Source organism: Streptomyces sp. FXJ1.172 (assembly GCF_001636945.3).
Classification (GTDB): Bacteria; Actinomycetota; Actinomycetes; order Streptomycetales; family Streptomycetaceae; genus Streptomyces.
Genome location: NZ_CP119133.2, coordinates 936,920 through 954,347, shown reverse-complemented (window position 1 = coordinate 954,347; position 17,428 = coordinate 936,920). Strand labels below are relative to the sequence as shown.

Sequence of the window (17,428 nt, the reverse complement as noted above, 5' to 3'; positions counted from 1 at the left end):
TCCGGTGGATGCCGCCCGGCGTGGGCGCTTGGACGGGGGTGGGGGCGGGCCGTCGGCCCGCCCCCACCGTGCGGTGCGAGGGTCAGGAGACAGTCACGTCGTCGTAGTAGGTGTAGGTCGCGTCACCCACGTAGTTGTCGTCATTGTTGGTGAGGGTGAGCGTGTAGTTGTGCCCCGCGGTCACGGTGCCGGAGACCTGCTTCCAGCCCGCCCCCTGGGTGCAGGTCTTGCCGAGCAGCGTTGTGGTGGTGCCCGCCGTGGTGTCCTGGAGGGTAGCCGTCGCCCAGTCGTAGCTCACGGTGTCCGGGCAGGTGACGTTGTACCAGAAGGAGACCTTGCTGCTGCCGGACGGGGCGGTGAAGGACTGGGAGACCGAGGAGGTGTTCGTCGGGTTGGTGGAGCCGACCATCGCACCGTAACTGCCGCTGTGCGCCGCCGAGGTGGTGGCGGAGGTGGTGCCGCTGGTCGTCCAGCTCGACAGGCTGCCGGTCTCGAAGGTGCCGTTGGTGAGGGTGCCGCCGGTGCCGCCACCGCCGCCCCCGACGATGGCATGGGAGATGGCGCAGTTGTTGGTGTCGTTGGACCAGCTCGCCTGCTCGGCGAAGGTACCGGTGCCCATCGAGACGTTGGCCGCCCCACCCGTGGTGCCGGGCGAGATCCAGGCGCACTCGTCGGAGTTCTCCTGGCCGTTGTACGAGCTTCCGGTCTGGTTGGTCCAGCCGCCGGCCGGGTTCTGATCGGACATCATCTCGTGCCATTCGTGGCCGAGGGTCATGGTCCAGCCGTCAAGTGTCCCGGGCGAGTTGACGAATCCGACGCCGCAACCCGAGCCCGAGTCCATGTTGTACGGCTGGTTGCTGAACGCGATGTCCCCGTAGGAGGAGGACACCGGCCCGCCGGTGAGCGTGCTGTCGCCGTTGTAGTCGTGCCAGGCGCAGTACTGACCCTGGTAGTTGTCCGGATTGGTGTTGTGCGGAGAGAGGATGACGTAGTAGGCATCCCGGTTGGACGCGGCGGTGGTGTTGCCGAAGTGTCCGGCTGCCTTCACCGCTTCGGCGCCGAGTTGGTGCCCGGTCGCGGCGCTCGGTGAGGCCGCCGAGTTGTCGTACCACACGCCGGACAGCACGCCGCCGCTCTGGTACGGGATGAAGTTCGCGTTGGACGGGCAACTGGTGGCACCCGCCGACACGTTGGGACCGTCACACCACTGGGTGAGGTCCGCGGACCACCGCTCGTTTCCGGTGCCGATGCCCTTGAACATCTCCTGGGTGACCGGGGCCGCGCCGTCCGGGTCGCCCGAGAACGTGGCGTCGCCGTTGCCGTTGGTGCTCTGCGTGCCCCACTGCGAGCCGTAGAAGACCAGGTAGACCTTGGAATGGCCGCTCTGGACGCCGATGCCGTCGACGCCGCCGCCGTAGGACAACGTCTCCGGTCCGGTCGCCGTGGTGGCGGCCGGCTGGTTGGACGCCCAGGACTTCATCTTGGCGTTCTGCTGGATGGTCGGGATGACACCGTGCCGGTACGGGTGCTGGTAGGCCGGGCTGTAGGGGTTGGGTCTCGTTGTGTGAGCCGTGGCCTGGGTGGCGGCTGCCGCCTGGGGGACGGAGGCGAGTGCCACACCGGTGACGAGGGACAACGACGCAAGACCGGTCAGGGTCACTCGGGCTGCGCCGCGTATGTGGGGTATGCCCATGGGTGTTGGGGCCCTTCCTTCGCACGGGCCTCCGCCGTCGGTCCGGCGGAGGTCAACTGCATGGGACCGTCGACGAGGCGCATCACTCGGCACGCCGAATTCGGCCACCGGCGTTGACGCCGGTTTCGTCGCAGAGCAGGAGGAGAGGTCCGAGCGGCACCGGGTGACTGCACGGGCGATGTGCTCGGCAGCTGGGGAACTCATGCACGGTGTTGTGATCCGCGGAGAAACTCTCGACCTGGACCGGACGAATGAAAAAGGCAGTGAGAAGGGTTTCGCACTGCGGCTTCTTGCTGGTCGGAATGGTGATGCCCTGTCAGACGCGGAGAAGCAAAGCAGACTTGACGGGTTCAGGTCAATGGTGGAGTGCGGCCTTCTCACAAGACGGCCGTCGCTCTCTCGGAAGGTGGCCTCGACCCCCTTCCCTGCCCCGAGGGGCATGGCCGCAGGGCGTCACTTCGCAAGCGGGCCAGTGGCATTGCGGGAAATGGGTTCGCGAATCCTATGAGTTCGCTCTGAATCACCAGAAGGGAATTTACAGGCCCACGAAGTGAGCGGGAGGCTTCGTTCGCCGACGTGCCACCCCAGCGCGGGGTGGCATGGCTATCCGCTTCGTGACACGGGCACCGCCACCGCATTGAGTCTCGGTCGCTCTGACCGTTACGACGATCGGAGGGAAGCAGAGCCATGACCACTTCCGCCGCTGGCCCAGGGGGACGTTTCCCACTCAGCCTCGATGCACGGTGTCGATCAGGTCACGGCGACGACGGTGGCGCTGGAGCTTTCGTCTGCTGCATGTCACCGATCGTCTGCCACAGCCGCAGCGCCCGTCCGTGGTGCCGGCGCGCCAGGTCGTGGACGCCGGCGGCGGCGTCCAGGTCGCCGATCAGCTGCCAGCAGGCGGCCTCGTCCTGGCGGTCGCCGTGCCGGTGGAACAGGTGCGCCGCGCGTTCCAACGCCGGGGTCGCCCGGTCCCGGTCGTGCTGACCGGCATAGACGCGGCCGACTTCCAGCAGCGTGTACGCGGCGCACCGCTCGTCGGCCAGTTCCTCGAAGGTGGCCAACGCCTGCCACAGGCAGGACAGTGCCTCGTCCGGATCACCGCGCTGATCGTGCAGCCGGCTGAACCGGCGCAGGACGACCGCCACCCGGTGCCCGTCGTCGAGCGCCCTGGCCTGACGCAAGGCCTCGCCGAACCAGGACTCCGCCTCGTCGAGTTCGCCTTGCATGAGCCGCATCACGGCCATCGAACAGGACAGTTGCGCTTCGAGGTGCCGGTCGCCCTCACCGGACGCGACGGCCAGCGCCTGCTCGACACGTTCGGCGGCTTCGCCGTAACGGCCCTGCACCCGGCTGACCGTGCCCAGCATCGCCATCGACAACGCCTCGCCACGCTTGTCCTCGCCGTTCTGGCACAGTTCGACGGAGGACGCCAGGGCGCGGGTCGCCCCGTCGAACTCGTCGCGGTAGATGTGCAGTTGGCCAAGTCCGCGCAGGAGCACCGATGCGCCGCGCGCGTTGCCGGCGGCCTCGGCCGCGTCCAGCGCGAGCCGATGCCCGTGTTCCCAGTCCTGATACAGGCACCGGTGGTCGTAGTAGGTCACCGGGCTGGCCGCCAGCTCCCAGGCCAACTCGTCCAGTCCCCAGTCCACGGCCAGTTTCACCGCGCCGAGCAGGGTGTCGCGTTCCACGTCGAACCAGCCGACCGGGTCGGCCAACAAGCGGTCCACGACCGCGTCGGGCAGCGAGAGGCGCGGCGCCGAACCGGGCGGGGCGGCCAGCAGCCCGGCCGGCAGCCGATCGGTGCCGCGCCCGGCCAGGTCGAGCCAGGCGGACAGCACCCGGACAATCGCGCCACGCTTGTCCGCCGCCGGCAACTGCGCGGCGGTCTCCACGGCACAGGTCCTGATCAGGTCGTGCAGCCGGTAGCGCGGCTGGCCGATGGCGTCGGTGGCGGTGAGCCGCACCAGGCTGGCGTCGACGAGGGTGTCCAGCACCTCCTCGGCGTCCGACCGGTCCAGCAGCGGGCCGACCACCCAGCCGGGCAGGGTGTAGGCGCCGAGCAGACCCAGCAGGCTCAGCGCGCGCACCGCGTCGGCCGGCAGCAGCCGTAAGCTCAGTTCGACGCTGGCTCGCACGCTGAGATCGCCGATCCTCAGCTCGGCCAGCCGCCGGGACTCGTCCTCGATCCGTTCCCGCAGCACCCGCAGCGACCAGGCCGGGCGGCCGGTGAGCTTGGCGCTGGCGATCCGGATCGCCAGCGGCAGGTTGCCGCAGCAGTCGAGGATCGCGTCGGCCTCCGCCGGTTCCCGCTCGACCCGCCGCCGCCCGACGATGCCGGTGAACAACTCCCGTGCCTCTGCCGGGCTCAGCACGTCCAGGTCGATGTGCCGGGCGCCGGGAAGTTGCGTCAGCAGAGTGCGGCTGGTGATCAACACGGCACAGCCGTCGGCCCCCGGCAGCAACGGCAGTACTTGATCGGCGTGACCGGCATCGTCCAGCACCACCAGCATCCGGCGGTCCGCCAGCAACGACCGGTAGAGCGCGGCCCGTTCGGACAGGCCGTTCGGGATCGCGCTGCCGGCGATCGAGAGGGCGCGCAGCGCCTCGGCCAGCATCAGCGCCGGGTCTCGCGGCGCGTCCGATGTCCCGGCGAGGTTCAGGTAGAGCTGGCCGTCGGGGAAGGTGGGGCTCGCCAGCCGCGCGGCGTGCGTCACCAGACAGGACTTGCCGACGCCGGGACCGCCCACGATGACGGCGACCGGGGCCCGGTCCGGCGCCGACGCGTCGAGTAATCGGGCGACCTCGGCCAGTGCGTCGGCTCGTCCCACGAAGTCGGGTACATCGAGCGGCAGTTGGCGCACCGGCATCGCCATGACCGGTTCGCCGGCCGCCGCGCCCGGACTGTCCGGCCGTGTGCCCGAGGGGCCACTCGCGGGGGCGGAGGCAGGGGCAGGGGCCGCCAGGGCGGGATCGGCGACCAGGATGCGCCGATGCAGTGCCTGGATCGGCGGGGTGGGGTCGACGCCGAGTTCGCCTGCCAGTGTCCGGCGCAGCCGCTCGTACACCTGCAGCGCCTCGCCCTGTCGCCGGCACCGGTAGAGGGCGACCATCAAGTGCTCGGCGACCTGCTCGTCGTAGGGGTGCTCGCGCAGCAGGGCGGTCAGCTCCTCGATGACCTCACGATGACGCCCCAGGTCGAGTTCGATGCTCAGGCACAGTTTGTGCGTGGCCGCGCGCTTCTCGTCCAGCCGTGCCGCATCGAGTTCCAGGACCCGGCTGGAGATGTCGACCAGCGCGTTACCGCGCCAGCAGGCCAGCGCGCGCCGCAGTGCGACAGCTGTCTCGAACGGGTTCGTGTGCCCTTCGGCGAGATGCCGCTCGTGGTCGAACTCCAGCAGGTCGAGCTGATCTGGAGTCAGGTGGATCTGGTAGCCGCCGCGACGGGTGCTGATCAAGGAGCGGGATGCTCCGCACGCGGCGAGGTTGCGGCGCAGCCCGGAGAGAGCGTCCTGGACCTGACGGACCGCGGTGGCGGGTGCTTTCCCGTCCCACATCACGGCGACGAGCCGTTCCATGGCGACGACGCTGTTGGCGTCGACCAGAAGCGCGGCCAGCATCTTGGCCTGGCGCGGTCCGTCGAGCCGGACCTCGCGCCCGGTGATCTGGGCGTGTAACGGCCCCAGCACGCCAAATCTCATGTTCCCCCCGGCACTTGACGATCGGCGCCGATCCCCTGGCTGACCTGGCACTAGGACGAATCTAGGACGGCCGACGGACCCGTGTCCATAGCGTCACCGTGGGGCACTCAGCCGTTCCCGCGCAACGAGAGGAACAGCGATGAATCGTTCCGCCATCAACTGCAGTGACGGCCGCCCGGTGCCGCTGTGCGACGACGCAGACAACCACCAGCTCGTCCACGCCAACCGACAGGAGGACACGTCATGGCCGTAGACGTCACCGGCGGAGCCGTCACGGCCGTCAGCGCCGCTGCTCCGGCGGGAGCCGCGGCCACGGCCGTCCAGTAGGTCGCCCCAAGTCGCCACCGTCCGTCCGGGTCGACCCGCCTCAACAGCGAGCGGCGGATTACCGATGAGGCCGGTGCCTTCGGCAGGATGGGTGCATGACCGAGATTCGCACACCCCGCCTCCTCCTCCGTGGCTGGCACGACGACGACCTCGCGCCGATGGCGGACATCAACGCGGACCCCCGGGTCATGCGCTGGATCGACGATGGCTCGGTGCGCGACCTGGACCACACCGCCGAAGACATCGAGCGGTGGGAGGAGGAGTGGGACGAGGAGGGCTTCGGGCTCTTCGCCGTCGAGCTGCTGGCCTCGGGCGAACTGATCGGCTTCACGGGACTGTCCGTACCCGAGTTCCTGCCGGAGGTGATGCCCGCCGTGGCGATCAGCTGGCGGATCGGCTCGCAGTTCTGGGGCCAGGGATACGCGTCCGAAGCCGCCCACGCCACGCTGGAGTTCGCTCTCCAGGACCGTGGCCTGGACCGCGTCATCAGTATCAATCGGGTGGGGGACAACGCCTCCGAGAACGTCATCCGCAAGCTCGGCATGGTGCCCGAGCGGGAGACGGCACACCCGGTGTTCGGCTACCCGCTGCGCGTTCACGCCATCGATCTCACCGAGTTCCAGGCATGAACCGCCCGAGCCGCCGATCACCACAGGACAGCCGACCGCAACTCAGGGCGTGGTGGGCAAGTGAGGTTCACGCTGCGAGTGGTGTGCCTTTCGCCGCTCGAGGCGGGTGGTGTCGGGCCAGTGCACGTCCCAGACCCAGCCTGCCAGTTCGCACCACCTGATGATGCGGGCTGCGATGTCGATCTGGCCGCGCAGTGCGCCGTGGCGGGCCAGGGTCGGGTCAGCGTGGTGGAGGTTGTGCCAGGCGTCCCCGAAGGTCAGCAGCGCCAGCCACGAGACGTTGCCCGAGCGGTCACGGGAGTGGAAGGGACGCTCGCCCGCGATGTGGCAGATGGAGTTGATGGACCATTCCACATGATGGACCAGTGCCGTCCGCACCAGGGAGCCCCAGAAGAACGCCGACAGGGCACCGGCCCACGACCAGATCAGAATCCCGCCCAGGAGCGGCGGCAGCAGCACGGAGACTGCCACCAGCTTCCAGTACGCGCGTGATGCCCGCATCGCCACCGGGTCTCTGAGCAGGTCCGGGGCGTAGCGTACGAAGGGCGCGTGCTCGTGGAACAGCCATCCGAGGTGGGCGTGGAGCATGCCCCGGGTCAGGGCCCACGGGCTGGTGCCGAACTTCCAGGGTGAATGCGGGTCTCCGGGGGCATCGGCGAACTGGTGGTGCTTGCGGTGGTCGGCCACCCAGGCGATCACCGGGCGTGGGTGAGTTCGGCGGCCAGGAAGCGCGTCAGCCGTAGGCGGTGCCGGTTGCGCCTTGCTTTCGCCGTGGCTTCGAGGAGTACGGCGGCGGCGCGTGCGGCTGTGGCGGGGACCTTGCGGATCTCTGCGGTGATGCCATGGTGTGCGAGCAGGCCGCGGATGGTGGCTGCGAGGGAGCAGGGACGGCCCTGGGTGATGAAGTAACTGGCTCCTGCCAGTGGGGAGTGTGCCGCGAGTCCTTCCACGGCGAGGACGTGTGCCCGGGCGGCGTCGGCGACGTGGACGTTGTCCACGAGGTTGGAACCCGTTCCGGGCAGGAGCAGTTGCCCCCGCCGGATCGCGGCGCGCAGCCCGGGCAGCAGGTGCGGATCGCCCTCACCCCAGACCAAGTGGGGGCGCAGGGACACGGTGGCCAGTCGTGGGCTATTGGCGGCCAGCACCATCTTCTCGGCCCGGGCCTTGGACCAGGGGTACGGGGCGAGGAACCGCCTGGGGTACGGGGCGGACTCGTCGACGCCCTCCAGGTCCTTTCCGGCGAAGACCACGCTGGCGCTGGAGCAGTGGACCAACCGGGGTACTCCATGGCGCCGGCAGGCGTCGAGCACGGCCGCGGTTCCCGCGGTGTTGGTGGACGCGAAGTCGCGTCGCGGTCCCCATAGGCCGGCCAGCGCGGCCGTGTGCACGACGGCGTCACACCCGCGTACGGCGTCGGCGACCGTCTTGGCGTCGCGGATGTCACCCAACACGGCCTCGGCCCCGTTCGCCGGCAGTGGCCGGTGGCCGCGTTGCAGGGAACGTACCTGGTGACCGCGGGCCGCGAGGTGCCGGCAGATCTCCGCGCCGAGGAATCCGCTGCCGCCGGTGACGAGGATCTTCATGCGTCATCATCCGTTCCGACGTGATTCTCGGCCGCCTTCGAGGCGAGGGTGTCCGCTGCCAGACGGCGTCGTGCCCACTGGCCGAGCACGCTTCTCTCGATCTAGGGCATACCGGTCGTCGCCGGCGTCGACCAACGCTGGGGGCCCAACCACGCAGCACGCGTGCCGCGTGTGCGAGCGGTTCTCCCACGAATGCCTGCGGGGCGGCCTCCCGCAGGCACCGGCGCAGCGCAGCACGGGGCAGGCCGGGATCGATCAGCACGGCGCAGGCCCCGCGCGCGGACAACGCGTAGACCGTGGTGAGCAGGTCAAACGGGCGGCGGGTCATCACCACCGCCCGCGTGCCCGGACCGATGCCCGCGATGGCCAACGCGTCCGCGGTGCGCAGGCACCGGGCGTACAAGCCGGCGCAGGTGATCCGTTGCCGGCGCCGGCCGCGGAACGTGTCGAGTGCGACCGTGGTGGGCTGGATGTGCTGCCAATGTGACAGCCGGCCCAACAGCCCGCTCCGTGTTCCGGCCGTGGCGGTCGTGGAGGGGGACACGGCTCAGCTCCGCCCTTCCGTGTGGCGGCCGAGGAATTCCCGTACGCAGGCGATGACTTCGTCGCGGGCGTCCTCCTGGACGAAGTGGCCGGCGTGGGGAAACAGGTGCACGTCGGCGGCGGGGAAGCGGCGCACCCACTCGGCGAGGAAGCGGTGGTCGAAGACCGGGTCACGGCCGCCCCAGCACACGAGCATGGGCAGCGAGGCCATCTCCGGTGTCTCGACGGGGCCCACGTCGATCAGCGGCCACGCCGGATCGACCGGAGCCAGCGGAATGTCCTGGACGAAACGCACCACCGCAAGCCGCTGTTGCTCGACTCGGTAGGGAGCCGTGTAGGCACGGCGCACCCGCACGGGCGGCGGTGAGGTCACCCCGAGGCGGGAGGCGGCCAGGGCGAAGGCATTGGTGCGGTGCACGAACCATGCCGGAAGGCGGCCCCCGCTGCGGATCAGCCGCAAGAACCACGGCAGGCGGTAGCCGTCCGGCATGGTGAAGGCTGTGGAGTTGAGCATGACGATGCGGGAGACCCAGTCGGGCCGGCGGCGCGCCCAGGCCATGCCGATGATGCCGCCCCAGTCGTGCCCCACCAGCGTCCAGCCGCGGTCGGGCAGGCCCCGTTCGGTCAGCAGGTGCCGCACCAGACGTTCCAGATCCGCCAGGCGGCTGGCGGCGGTGTACGTGTAGACGGACTCGGCAGGGCGGTCGGACAGGCCCATGCCGATGTGGTCGGGGACGATGCACCGGTGGTCGGCGCGCAGGTCCCGCACCAGGTGCCGCCACATGTAGCTCCAGGTGGGGTTGCCGTGCAGCATGAGCAGCGGTTCGCCCGCCCCCTCGTCGAGGTAGTGCTGGCGCACGCCTGCGTGCTCGAACCAGTGCGGGGTGAAGTCGTAGTCGGTGTGGGGGAGTTCTGGCTCGGTCAGCGACACCGGAGCATCGTCGGCGCTGCGGGACGCTCCCCGTGGCGCGCGTAACTCCAAGGAGTGGGGCGCTTGTTCATGATCACTCCAGCGGGCGTATCGGGGTCGGCATCCGTTTGCGGGCAGCGCCGTCATCTCATTTCATTGGCCCGGGCCGTCCCCGACGGCCCTCGACGCCTACAGCCCTCGACGACTGCGGCCCGCGCCGCGGAGACAACAACCCCATTCCATGACAGAGCCCCGCTACAGCACGATCCGCCGGGTCGCCGTCCATGTGCCCGCGGACCGTCAGACCGGCGAGGAGATCGAGGACGAGTTCCGCTCCCGACACCCCGGCGTCCGCCCGATGCCTGGACTGTTGCGACAGACGTTCGGCATGGAGGAGCGTCGTGTGGCGCCCGCGGACACCTTGCCCTCCGATCTGGCGGCGGCAGCCGCCCGGCAGCTCATCGACGGGAGCGACCTGCGCTCCGACGCCGTGGACCTGCTCATCTTCGCCGCCACGAGCAAGGATCTGGAGGAGCCCGCCACCGCCCACGTCGTGGCCGACAAACTTGGGGTCACGGCACATGTGTTCGACATCCAGAATGCCTGCAATTGCCTCCTCAACGCCCTGGAGATCGCCGACGCGCTGATCCGGGTCGGCCGTCAGCGCCGGGTGCTCATCGTCACCGGCGAGCGCGGCAGCGTGCTCTCCCGTCTGCCGGTGGGTGACCGCGATGAACTCGCCCTGCTGTTGCCCGCCCTCACGCTCGGCGATCTGGGGGCGGCGCTGCTGCTGGAGGCGAGCGACCACCCCGGCCTGCTCGGCATCGGCTTCCGCACCAACTCGGCCGGCTGGCGGGCGGCCACCGTCTCCAACCCGTACTACTCATCGGATGCGCCGGTTCTCTCCGCCCGCTTCGACTCCCGGGCTCTGGCCGTCTCCTTCTCGGGGATGGAGAAGGAGGCTGTGGACGTGCTGCGCGAGTGGGGCGTCAAGCCCGACGATCTCGATCTCGTCTGCCTGCATCAGGCATCCGCCTACTTCACCCGCGCCATCCTGGACTCCATAGGCGTCGCCGAGGAAAGGGCCGTGAGTGCCTTCCCCCACTACGGCAACGTCGCGACCGCGAGTCTGCCTCTGCAACTCGTCATGGCCGCCCGTGAAGGCCGGCTGCGCCCCGGCGCTCTGGTCGGCTTTCTCGGTCTTGCCAGCGGAGCCTCCGCCGGACTGCTCCTCATGGAGTGGCACCCCGGCCCGGCTTGACGGCGCAGCCCCAGCACGACGACCACGCAAGGAACGAACGCCGCATGAACGCCGCCACCGACACCTACGACCACGTATGCGCCGCCCTCACTCTCACCTTCCGCATCCCCCAGGACGAGCTGTCCCCGGACATCACCCTGGAACAACTTGAGCTGGATTCCCTCGCGCTGGCCGAATTCGTCCTGGTCCTGGAGGAACGCCTCGGCGTGAAGGCCGACAGCGGGCGTGCCACTCGGACCACGACGCTCGCCGAGGTGGCCGCCTACCTCGACGAGCTGCGCACGGCCGGGGCAGCGGCCCGATGACCCGGGTGAAGCCGCCGATCGCGATCACCGGCCTCGGCCTGGTCACGCCGGGCGGCGAAGGGGCCGAGGCCACCTGGGACGCGGTCTGCGCGGGACGCTCCCTCGCCACCCGCGACCCCACCCTGGACGGTCTGCCTGTGGACTTCTCCTGCCGTCTCCCGCTCGGAGAGGAAGACATCGACCGGAGGGTCGGCCGTAAGTCCTGGCGCATGGGCCGGTTCACCAAGCTGGGTGTCCTCGCCGCCCGGGAGGCGGTGCGCGACGCCGGCCTGGATCCGGCGGCCTGGCAGGGGGCTCGCGTGGCCACGGTGATCGGCTGCGGCATGGGCGGCACCGAGAAGTGGGAAGAACAGTACGCGCGCCTCAACGAGCACGGCCCCGACCGCACCTCCCCCTCGCCATGCCCATGGTCATCCCGAACATGGCCACCGGCGAGGTCTCCATCGACCTGCGCGCCCACGGTGTCAGCATCGCACCAGCAACCGCCTGCGCCTCCGGAGCCACCGCGATCGCTTTGGCCCGTGACCTGCTTGCCGCCGACCTGTGCGACGTGGCCGTGGCGGGCGGCGCGGAAACCGCCATCAGCCGCACGACCGTGACAGGCTTCTGGCGCATGGGCGCTCTGTCCGAGCGGACCGCCGCGGTCACCGAGGCGTCCCGCCCGTTCGCCGCTGACCGCGACGGCTTCGTCATGGCCGAGGGCCTGGACGGGAGCACCCGCTTCTCCGAAGACGAATACGTGCACCTGTACCGGCTGACCCTTTCTGCCGTAGAGCAGCCGAAGCGACGCGCGCCCGGTGTCCTGTTCAACGCGGGTGCCGGCCTGGTCGTCAAGGCCGGCGCCTGGCTCTGAGTGCGTCGTTGAGGCTTCTGGCCGCGAAGGCTCCGGACCTGGTGTGCGGCATGAACCAGGCCTTCCTCTCCGGTTACCTGGGCGGCCTTGAGGTCAACGGAGTACATGCGGTCCTGGCTCCCGAGCCCGGGGAGTGCTGCGTGCGGCTGTGCCCGAGCGACACCGGCCGTGATGACGAGATGGCGCAGGACCGCTGACGCCCCGCAACCTTGCTGACGGCAGTGCTGGTCGGCTGCTCAACGCCACGTTCCGAGCCTTGGCCGGTGGCCACGGGCTCGGTGGCTTCATCTCCGCCGGCCCCCCCACCTCGGACTCAGGAGGACGGAATGGGGCCCTCCATCTGCTCGCTGATCCATTGCGTGGGTCCTTCCATCTCCTTCAGGTAGGTGGCGCCGTTGTGGGTGCCGCCGGGTATCTCCCACAGCCTCGTGTGGACCGGGCCCTTGCCGTAGGCGGCCATGAAGTTCTTGACGGCGTTGATGGTCGCGAGGTTCTCCCTCGTGCCGACCTGGAACGCGACGTAGACGTCCGGCCCCTTGGCGGCCGCCAGTTGCTTGGCCAGCACCTTGGGATTGTTCTCCCGCATCTCCGTCTCGTGGCCCCGCCACAGCGGGGAGTCGGGGACGATGTCGGGGCCGTTGGCGATGGCGGTCTTGAACTTGTCGGGGTGCTTCAGGACGGCCTTCAGGCTTGCGAAGCCACCGGTGGAGGAACCCATGTAGCTCCAGCCCGCACGGTCTTTGATGGTGCGGAAGTTGGCCTTCATCAGGTCCGGGACGTCCTCTGTCAGCCATGTGCCCATCTTCGGCTGGTCAGGGATGTCACTGGCGTCCCAGTAGATGCCGTGTGTGTCCGGCCCAGGATTGAGGATCGGCATGGCCAGCAGGAAGGGCTTGCTCCGGCCCTGCTCGTACCACTTGGAGATGCTCTTCTCCAGCGAGAGCCGGTTTGGGCCGAACTCACCCACCGACCAGTAGTTGCTGTCGTTGCCGGGACCTCCGGGCAAGGCGATCATCACAGGGAAGCCGCTCGCGGCGAACTTCGCGTCCTGGTACTCCTTGGGCGCCCAGACCCACACCTTGCCCCTGAACCCGGACTTGGGTCCGTCCAGGGTGACGACGCTGACGTGGGTGCCGTCGCTCAGGGTCTTGACGTTCCTGAACTCGGCCTTGGGGCCCGTGGGCATCGACGTGCGCGAGTCGGCGGCCTTCGCGCTCTTCCCGTGCTGCGCGCCGCCGGCCTGGTCGTAGTTGACAGGGTCGCCCTTGTCCGTGAACGGCGGGATCTCGTAGTGGCTCATCACCTGCCAGGCGACCAGTCCGAGCGTGGCCACGGACACCGCCCCGACGATCCAGCGACGGGCACGGGACGCACGGCGTCGGCCACGGGACCGGTGGACCCCGGCGGATCGGTTACTCATCTTGCGGCTCCGGCTGGTACTGCCCCAAAGGGGGCAAGAAGGTCAGTTCCGTCCCGTTTGATGGGCGTGCCGGGCCGGAGGTTGCTTCATCCAGCCGTCCAGCAGGTCTTTAATGCGAAATCACGACATCCGGGTTGACGCCGATCGCGACGATCCCGCGGTCCAGGCGGTGTGTCTCGGACGAAGGCACGTTGCGGAACCGGCGCCAGGTGAATCTGGCCCCCCGTCGGGGTGAGGCGGCTGCGGTCGGTCCGGAGTTCCGAGGGCGCCGGACTCTACGGTGTGGACCCAGAACATCCCTGAAATATCTTGGGAGAAGCCATGGGAACACTCGGTCGTATGCAACGGGCGGCCTTGGCGGCCGGCGCCGCTCTCACCCTGTCTCTGGGACTGCCCGCCACAGCTCAGGCCACCACGGGCAACTTCACCTACGCGAACGTGAACGGGGAAGAGTTCACACTCCAGAGCCCGAATGACGGCGAGTGCTACCTACTGCACAGTGCTGCGCACACGGTGATCAACTACACGGACAAGAGGGCCACTGTCTTCCCGGAGCCCGGCTGCGTCGGCACGGCGATCACTCTGCCGAGCGGTTCGGCTGTGAACGGTGCCTCGTTCGTTGCGCGAAGCGTTCGCTTCGGCTGAGCTTGTCCTGCCTTCCAGGCGTGGCCCTGAGGCGGTCATTCGTAAGGCCGTCGGGACGTCGTGACGTGCGTGGGAGTCGTGAAGAGTTCTCGCATGGTTCTGGGGATTTGGTCACGGGAGCGGAAAGATCGGGGGCTCACTCGGCGCTTGCGAACAGGCCGGGCGCCGATCCATGCGAGGGGAGACCGATCAACGATGTTCACCCTGATGCGGAGCAGAGTGCGGCAGACCGCGCTCGCGTTCTCGGCCGTCACGGCCCTCGCCTTCGGCGCGACCGCCACGACCGACGCGGCAGCGGCCCCCGCTCCCGCGAAACAAGGACCAACCTCGGTGGCGTATGTCGAGGTGAACAACAACAGCATGCTGAACGTCGGCAAGTACACCCTCGCGAGCGGTGGCGGCAACGTCTTCGACGTCGCTGTGATCTTCGCGGCGAACATCAACTACGACACGAGCACGAAGTCGGCGTACCTGTACTTCAACGACAACGTGCAGCGCGTCCTCGACAACGCCGCCACGCAGATACGGCCGCTGCAGCAGAAGGGCATCAAGGTCGTCCTCTCGGTGCTCGGCAACCACCAGGGCGCGGGCTTCGCCAACTTCCCGTCCCGGCGGGCGGCTTCGACGTTCGCGAAACAACTGTCGGACACCGTGGCCAAGTACGGCCTCGACGGCATCGACTTCGACGACGAGTACGCCGAGTACGGCAACAACGGCACCGGCCAGCCCAACGGCAGCTCGTTCGTGTACCTGGTGTCGGCACTGCGCGCCGACATGCCGGACAAGATCATCAGCCTCTACGACATCGGCCCGGCCGCGTCGCGCCTGTCCTACGGCGGCGTCGACGTCTCGTCCAAGTTCGACTACGCCTGGAACCCGTACTACGGCACCTGGCAGGTCCCCGGCATCGCACTGCCCAAGTCGAAGCTGTCGCCGGCGGCCGTCGAGATCGGCGGGACCCCGCAGAGCACGGCCGCCGACCTCGCTCGCCGCACGGTCGGTGAGGGGTACGGCGTCTATCTGACATACAACCTGGACGGCGCCGATCGCAGCGCCGATGTCTCCGCGTTCACCAGGGAGCTGTACGGCAGTGACGCCGTCTACACGCCATAGGCCGACCGCACTCCCAGGCATCCGGTGCCCTCTCGGGGCTTGCTGCATCCCGTAGGCCCGCGCGCCGGGCAGGCCGCGCTTTCGACAACGATGTCGGAGGCGCGGTCGCACGTAACGCCCTGAGCTGGAGCTGCACCGGATGGCCAGTCATGGGTGCCGGCCATCGGACGAGCGGTCCCGACTACAGCCGCCGAGGGGCGGCTTACTGCCGAAGTCCGAAGAGACGCCCACTTCAGTCGGGCGTGGTGGCCGGTGGGCCGGCGATGGCGATGAGCCGGAGCTTGGTCTCGTCCTCACTACCGGGCACGGCGGTCATGATCACGATTTTGAGTTCGGAGTCGCCGTCGTTCAGGACGTCGCAGTCCACCGTGACCGGGCCCACCGACGGGTGGTCGATCGTCTTGTGGTCCTCGCGGTGTGCGGCCACCGCTCCGGTCGCCCACAGCTCGGCGAATCTCCTGTTGCCCGCGTTCAGATCGCGGACAAGCGCGGACAAGCGGCTGTCCTGGGGGAACCGGCCGGTGGCGCGGCGCAGGTCGGAGACGACGGCGGCGTCGGTGGCGGCACGGTCCGCCTCGGTCACCGGCCACAGCGCGAGGCGGGCGGGGCCGGCGTCCACCGGGAACCTGTCGCGGGCGAAATTGCGCAGTCGCGGCGGCGAGACGGAGGGGTCGCCCAGCAGGGCGGCCCACCCGTGGTTCCACCACACCAGGTGCCAGTCCGCCGCGAACACGGCGACCGCCACGTCCCCGAGGCGGGCGAGCACCCGCTGCATGCCGGGCGGAAGATGGTCGGAGATCGCGCCGACCCCCGGCGGGGCGAGCTGGGCCAGCCGGAACAGATGGTCCCGCTCGGCGGTGGACAGCTGCAGGGCGCGCGCCAGGGACGCCACCACCGACGCCGAGGGTGTCGTGGCTCGCCCCTGCTCCAGACGCACGATGTAGTCGACCGATACCCCGGCCAGGTCAGCCAGTTCCTCACGCCGCAGTCCGGCCGCCCGGCGCCCGCGTGCCACTGGCAGCCCGGCGGCCGACGGGGGCAGCCGATCCCGCCATGTGCGGATCATCGCGCCCAGTCCCGTTCCGGGTGTCCTCGACATGATCTCCATCCTCCTGCACCCCCGCTCGTGCGTGTGGGCGCGAGGGTGGTACTGGTCTTCCTACCGTCGAAACTTCCCTGGTCCGCCCCCACCGTCGGGTCCAGCATCGAAGCATGACGATCACCTTCATCACCGGAGCCAACAAGGGCCTCGGCCGCGAGACCGCCCGCCGCCTGATCGAGTGTGGCCACGCCGTGCTCGTCGGAGCCCGCAACCGCGAGCAGGGCGAGGAGGCCGCCGCCGCGCTCGGCGCACGCTATGTCCCCATCGACGTGACCGACGACGCGTCCGTGGCCGCCGCGGCCGCGAACGTCGCCGAACACGAGGGCAGGATCGACGTCCTGATCAACAACGCCGGTGTGCACGGCCCCGTCGGCGATCCCGGTGACCTCACCGCCGCTGACGCCCTCGCCGTCCTCGACGTCAACGTCATCGGCGTCGTCCGCACCACCACCGCGTTCTTGCCGCTGCTGCGACGCTCGGACGACCCCGTGATCCTCAACGTCAGCAGCGGCATGGGCTCCCTCGCCCTCACCCACGACCCCGGCCGGCCCGAGTCGCGTGTGATCGCGCCGCTGTACGCTTCCTCGAAGGCGGCGCTGACGATGTTGACCACGCAGTACGCCAAGGGGCTCAAGGGCATCCGCGTCAACGCCGTGGACCCCGGCTACACCGCGACCGACCTCAACGGTCACAGCGGCCACCAGACCGTCGCTGAGGGCACGGACGCGGTCGTCGCTCTTGCCGTCGAGGAGCCCGGTGCCGGCACCGGGCGTTTCGTCGCCCGCCACGGCGATATCGCCTGGTCCTGAAACCGGCCGTGCCCGATCAGCCATGTCAGGCCATGAGGACTCCCGGAGGTCGTTGCCGTATTCGGGGCGGCTCCAGGGCGCGGACCGCATCGTGACCAATCTTGGGCGTCAGTCAACGACACATGTCAAGCGGCGCCCACGCCGCCGCCAAGCCCCCGGCCGCGCCCTCCGGGGACTGCCACCTGACCGCCGACACTCCCACCTACGCCAACCACACCATCACCGGCTACGGCCGACGCTGGGACTGCAGCCCGACGGCCACCATCATCGTCAAGCTCATCGAGATGCACCACTTCCCCATCCCGGACCGCGTTCTGGACCAACAGCGGGGCACCGGACGCCAGATCGACCTGCACCCGAGCTACGGCTGCGAACCGAACAGCCAGTACCGGGTCATCTCCGAAACCGACGGGCCCGGCGACGTCAAGATCAAGAGCCCCGAGGTCACCTACCGCTGTCAGTGACCCAACCGAAGGCGAACACGAGCCTGCCGGGTGGCCGGAGAGTCAGTCTCTCCGGCCACCCGGCCCTGCC

Annotated in this window: 15 protein-coding genes and 2 pseudogenes; 9 read left to right on the top strand and 8 right to left on the bottom strand. The window is 69.4% G+C overall.

Features of this window, described 5'->3' with window-relative positions:
* Positions 1–82 precede the first annotated feature (82 nt).
* Together A6P39_RS04660 and A6P39_RS04655 are read right to left on the bottom strand one after the other, a co-directional pair.
* Entirely contained in the window at positions 83–1,693 is a 1,611-nt protein-coding gene (locus A6P39_RS04660) for a hypothetical protein (protein ID WP_067047234.1), read from the bottom strand.
* A 755-nt stretch (positions 1,694–2,448) separates the two neighbouring features.
* Positions 2,449–5,382 (bottom strand): AfsR/SARP family transcriptional regulator, encoded by a 2,934-nt coding sequence (locus A6P39_RS04655; protein WP_159396094.1) that lies wholly within the window; start codon positions 5,380–5,382, stop codon positions 2,449–2,451.
* A 434-nt stretch (positions 5,383–5,816) separates the two neighbouring features.
* Here A6P39_RS04655 and A6P39_RS04650 point away from each other — a divergent pair, with 434 nt between their 5' ends.
* Positions 5,817–6,350 carry a GNAT family N-acetyltransferase gene (locus A6P39_RS04650; protein WP_067047239.1) on the top strand — a complete coding sequence of 178 codons (534 nt, stop codon included), beginning with the start codon at positions 5,817–5,819 and terminating at the stop codon, positions 6,348–6,350.
* A 42-nt stretch (positions 6,351–6,392) separates the two neighbouring features.
* On the opposite strand, the gene A6P39_RS04645 is transcribed toward A6P39_RS04650, so the two are convergent.
* The 4 genes and pseudogenes from A6P39_RS04645 to A6P39_RS04635 form a co-directional block, all read right to left on the bottom strand.
* A complete protein-coding gene (locus A6P39_RS04645) occupies positions 6,393–7,049 on the bottom strand; it encodes an acyl-CoA desaturase (RefSeq protein ID WP_067047242.1) in 657 nt (218 codons plus the stop codon).
* Positions 7,046–7,933, bottom strand: a complete 888-nt coding sequence (locus tag A6P39_RS04640) for an NAD-dependent epimerase/dehydratase family protein (protein WP_067047246.1) — start codon at positions 7,931–7,933, stop codon at positions 7,046–7,048. Before A6P39_RS04640 ends, A6P39_RS04645 begins: the two co-directional genes overlap by 4 nt.
* A gap of 184 nt (positions 7,934–8,117) precedes the next feature.
* A pseudogene (locus A6P39_RS45395) lies at positions 8,118–8,477 on the bottom strand (AMP-binding protein); the annotation flags it as partial.
* Positions 8,478–8,480: 3 nt separating this feature from the next.
* Entirely contained in the window at positions 8,481–9,407 is a 927-nt protein-coding gene (locus A6P39_RS04635) for an alpha/beta fold hydrolase (RefSeq protein ID WP_199840825.1), read from the bottom strand.
* 220 nt (positions 9,408–9,627) lie between these two features.
* Here A6P39_RS04635 and A6P39_RS04630 point away from each other — a divergent pair, with 220 nt between their 5' ends.
* From A6P39_RS04630 to A6P39_RS04610, 4 genes and pseudogenes are all read left to right on the top strand, one after another.
* Positions 9,628–10,647 carry a 3-oxoacyl-ACP synthase III family protein gene (locus tag A6P39_RS04630; protein WP_067047249.1) on the top strand — a complete coding sequence of 340 codons (1,020 nt, stop codon included), beginning with the start codon at positions 9,628–9,630 and terminating at the stop codon, positions 10,645–10,647.
* Positions 10,648–10,691: 44 nt separating this feature from the next.
* Positions 10,692–10,952: an acyl carrier protein gene (locus tag A6P39_RS04625; RefSeq protein WP_067047252.1), complete on the top strand. Its 261-nt coding sequence runs from the start codon at positions 10,692–10,694 to the stop codon at positions 10,950–10,952.
* Positions 10,949–11,805, top strand: a pseudogene (locus A6P39_RS45390) (beta-ketoacyl-[acyl-carrier-protein] synthase family protein). The gene A6P39_RS04625 and the pseudogene A6P39_RS45390 overlap by 4 nt, the downstream one beginning before the upstream one ends.
* A gap of 50 nt (positions 11,806–11,855) precedes the next feature.
* Positions 11,856–12,002: a hypothetical protein gene (locus tag A6P39_RS04610; RefSeq protein WP_275883805.1), complete on the top strand. Its 147-nt coding sequence runs from the start codon at positions 11,856–11,858 to the stop codon at positions 12,000–12,002.
* Between the two features lie 116 nt (positions 12,003–12,118).
* On the opposite strand, the gene A6P39_RS04605 is transcribed toward A6P39_RS04610, so the two are convergent.
* The gene (locus tag A6P39_RS04605; RefSeq protein WP_331454094.1) at positions 12,119–13,144 is read right to left on the bottom strand and encodes an alpha/beta hydrolase; all 1,026 of its coding nucleotides are present in this window, start codon (positions 13,142–13,144) and stop codon (positions 12,119–12,121) included.
* A gap of 420 nt (positions 13,145–13,564) precedes the next feature.
* Here A6P39_RS04605 and A6P39_RS04600 point away from each other — a divergent pair, with 420 nt between their 5' ends.
* Both A6P39_RS04600 and A6P39_RS04595 read left to right on the top strand, forming a co-directional pair.
* Entirely contained in the window at positions 13,565–13,870 is a 306-nt protein-coding gene (locus A6P39_RS04600) for a hypothetical protein (RefSeq protein WP_067047258.1), read from the top strand.
* Positions 13,871–14,065: 195 nt separating this feature from the next.
* Positions 14,066–14,983: an endo-beta-N-acetylglucosaminidase H gene (locus A6P39_RS04595; protein WP_067047261.1), complete on the top strand. Its 918-nt coding sequence runs from the start codon at positions 14,066–14,068 to the stop codon at positions 14,981–14,983.
* A gap of 232 nt (positions 14,984–15,215) precedes the next feature.
* Here the strand turns inward: A6P39_RS04595 and A6P39_RS04590 are convergent, their stop codons facing one another.
* Positions 15,216–16,091, bottom strand: coding sequence for a helix-turn-helix transcriptional regulator (locus A6P39_RS04590; protein ID WP_067047264.1), 876 nt, complete (start codon positions 16,089–16,091; stop codon positions 15,216–15,218).
* Positions 16,092–16,195: 104 nt separating this feature from the next.
* On the opposite strand from A6P39_RS04590, the gene A6P39_RS04585 reads away from it, so the two are divergent.
* Both A6P39_RS04585 and A6P39_RS04580 read left to right on the top strand, forming a co-directional pair.
* Positions 16,196–16,894, top strand: a complete 699-nt coding sequence (locus tag A6P39_RS04585; protein WP_067047267.1) for an SDR family NAD(P)-dependent oxidoreductase — start codon at positions 16,196–16,198, stop codon at positions 16,892–16,894.
* Between the two features lie 122 nt (positions 16,895–17,016).
* On the top strand, positions 17,017–17,358 hold the full coding sequence (locus A6P39_RS04580; protein WP_067047270.1) for a hypothetical protein: 342 nt from the start codon (positions 17,017–17,019) through the stop codon (positions 17,356–17,358).
* Positions 17,359–17,428: the final 70 nt, after the last annotated feature.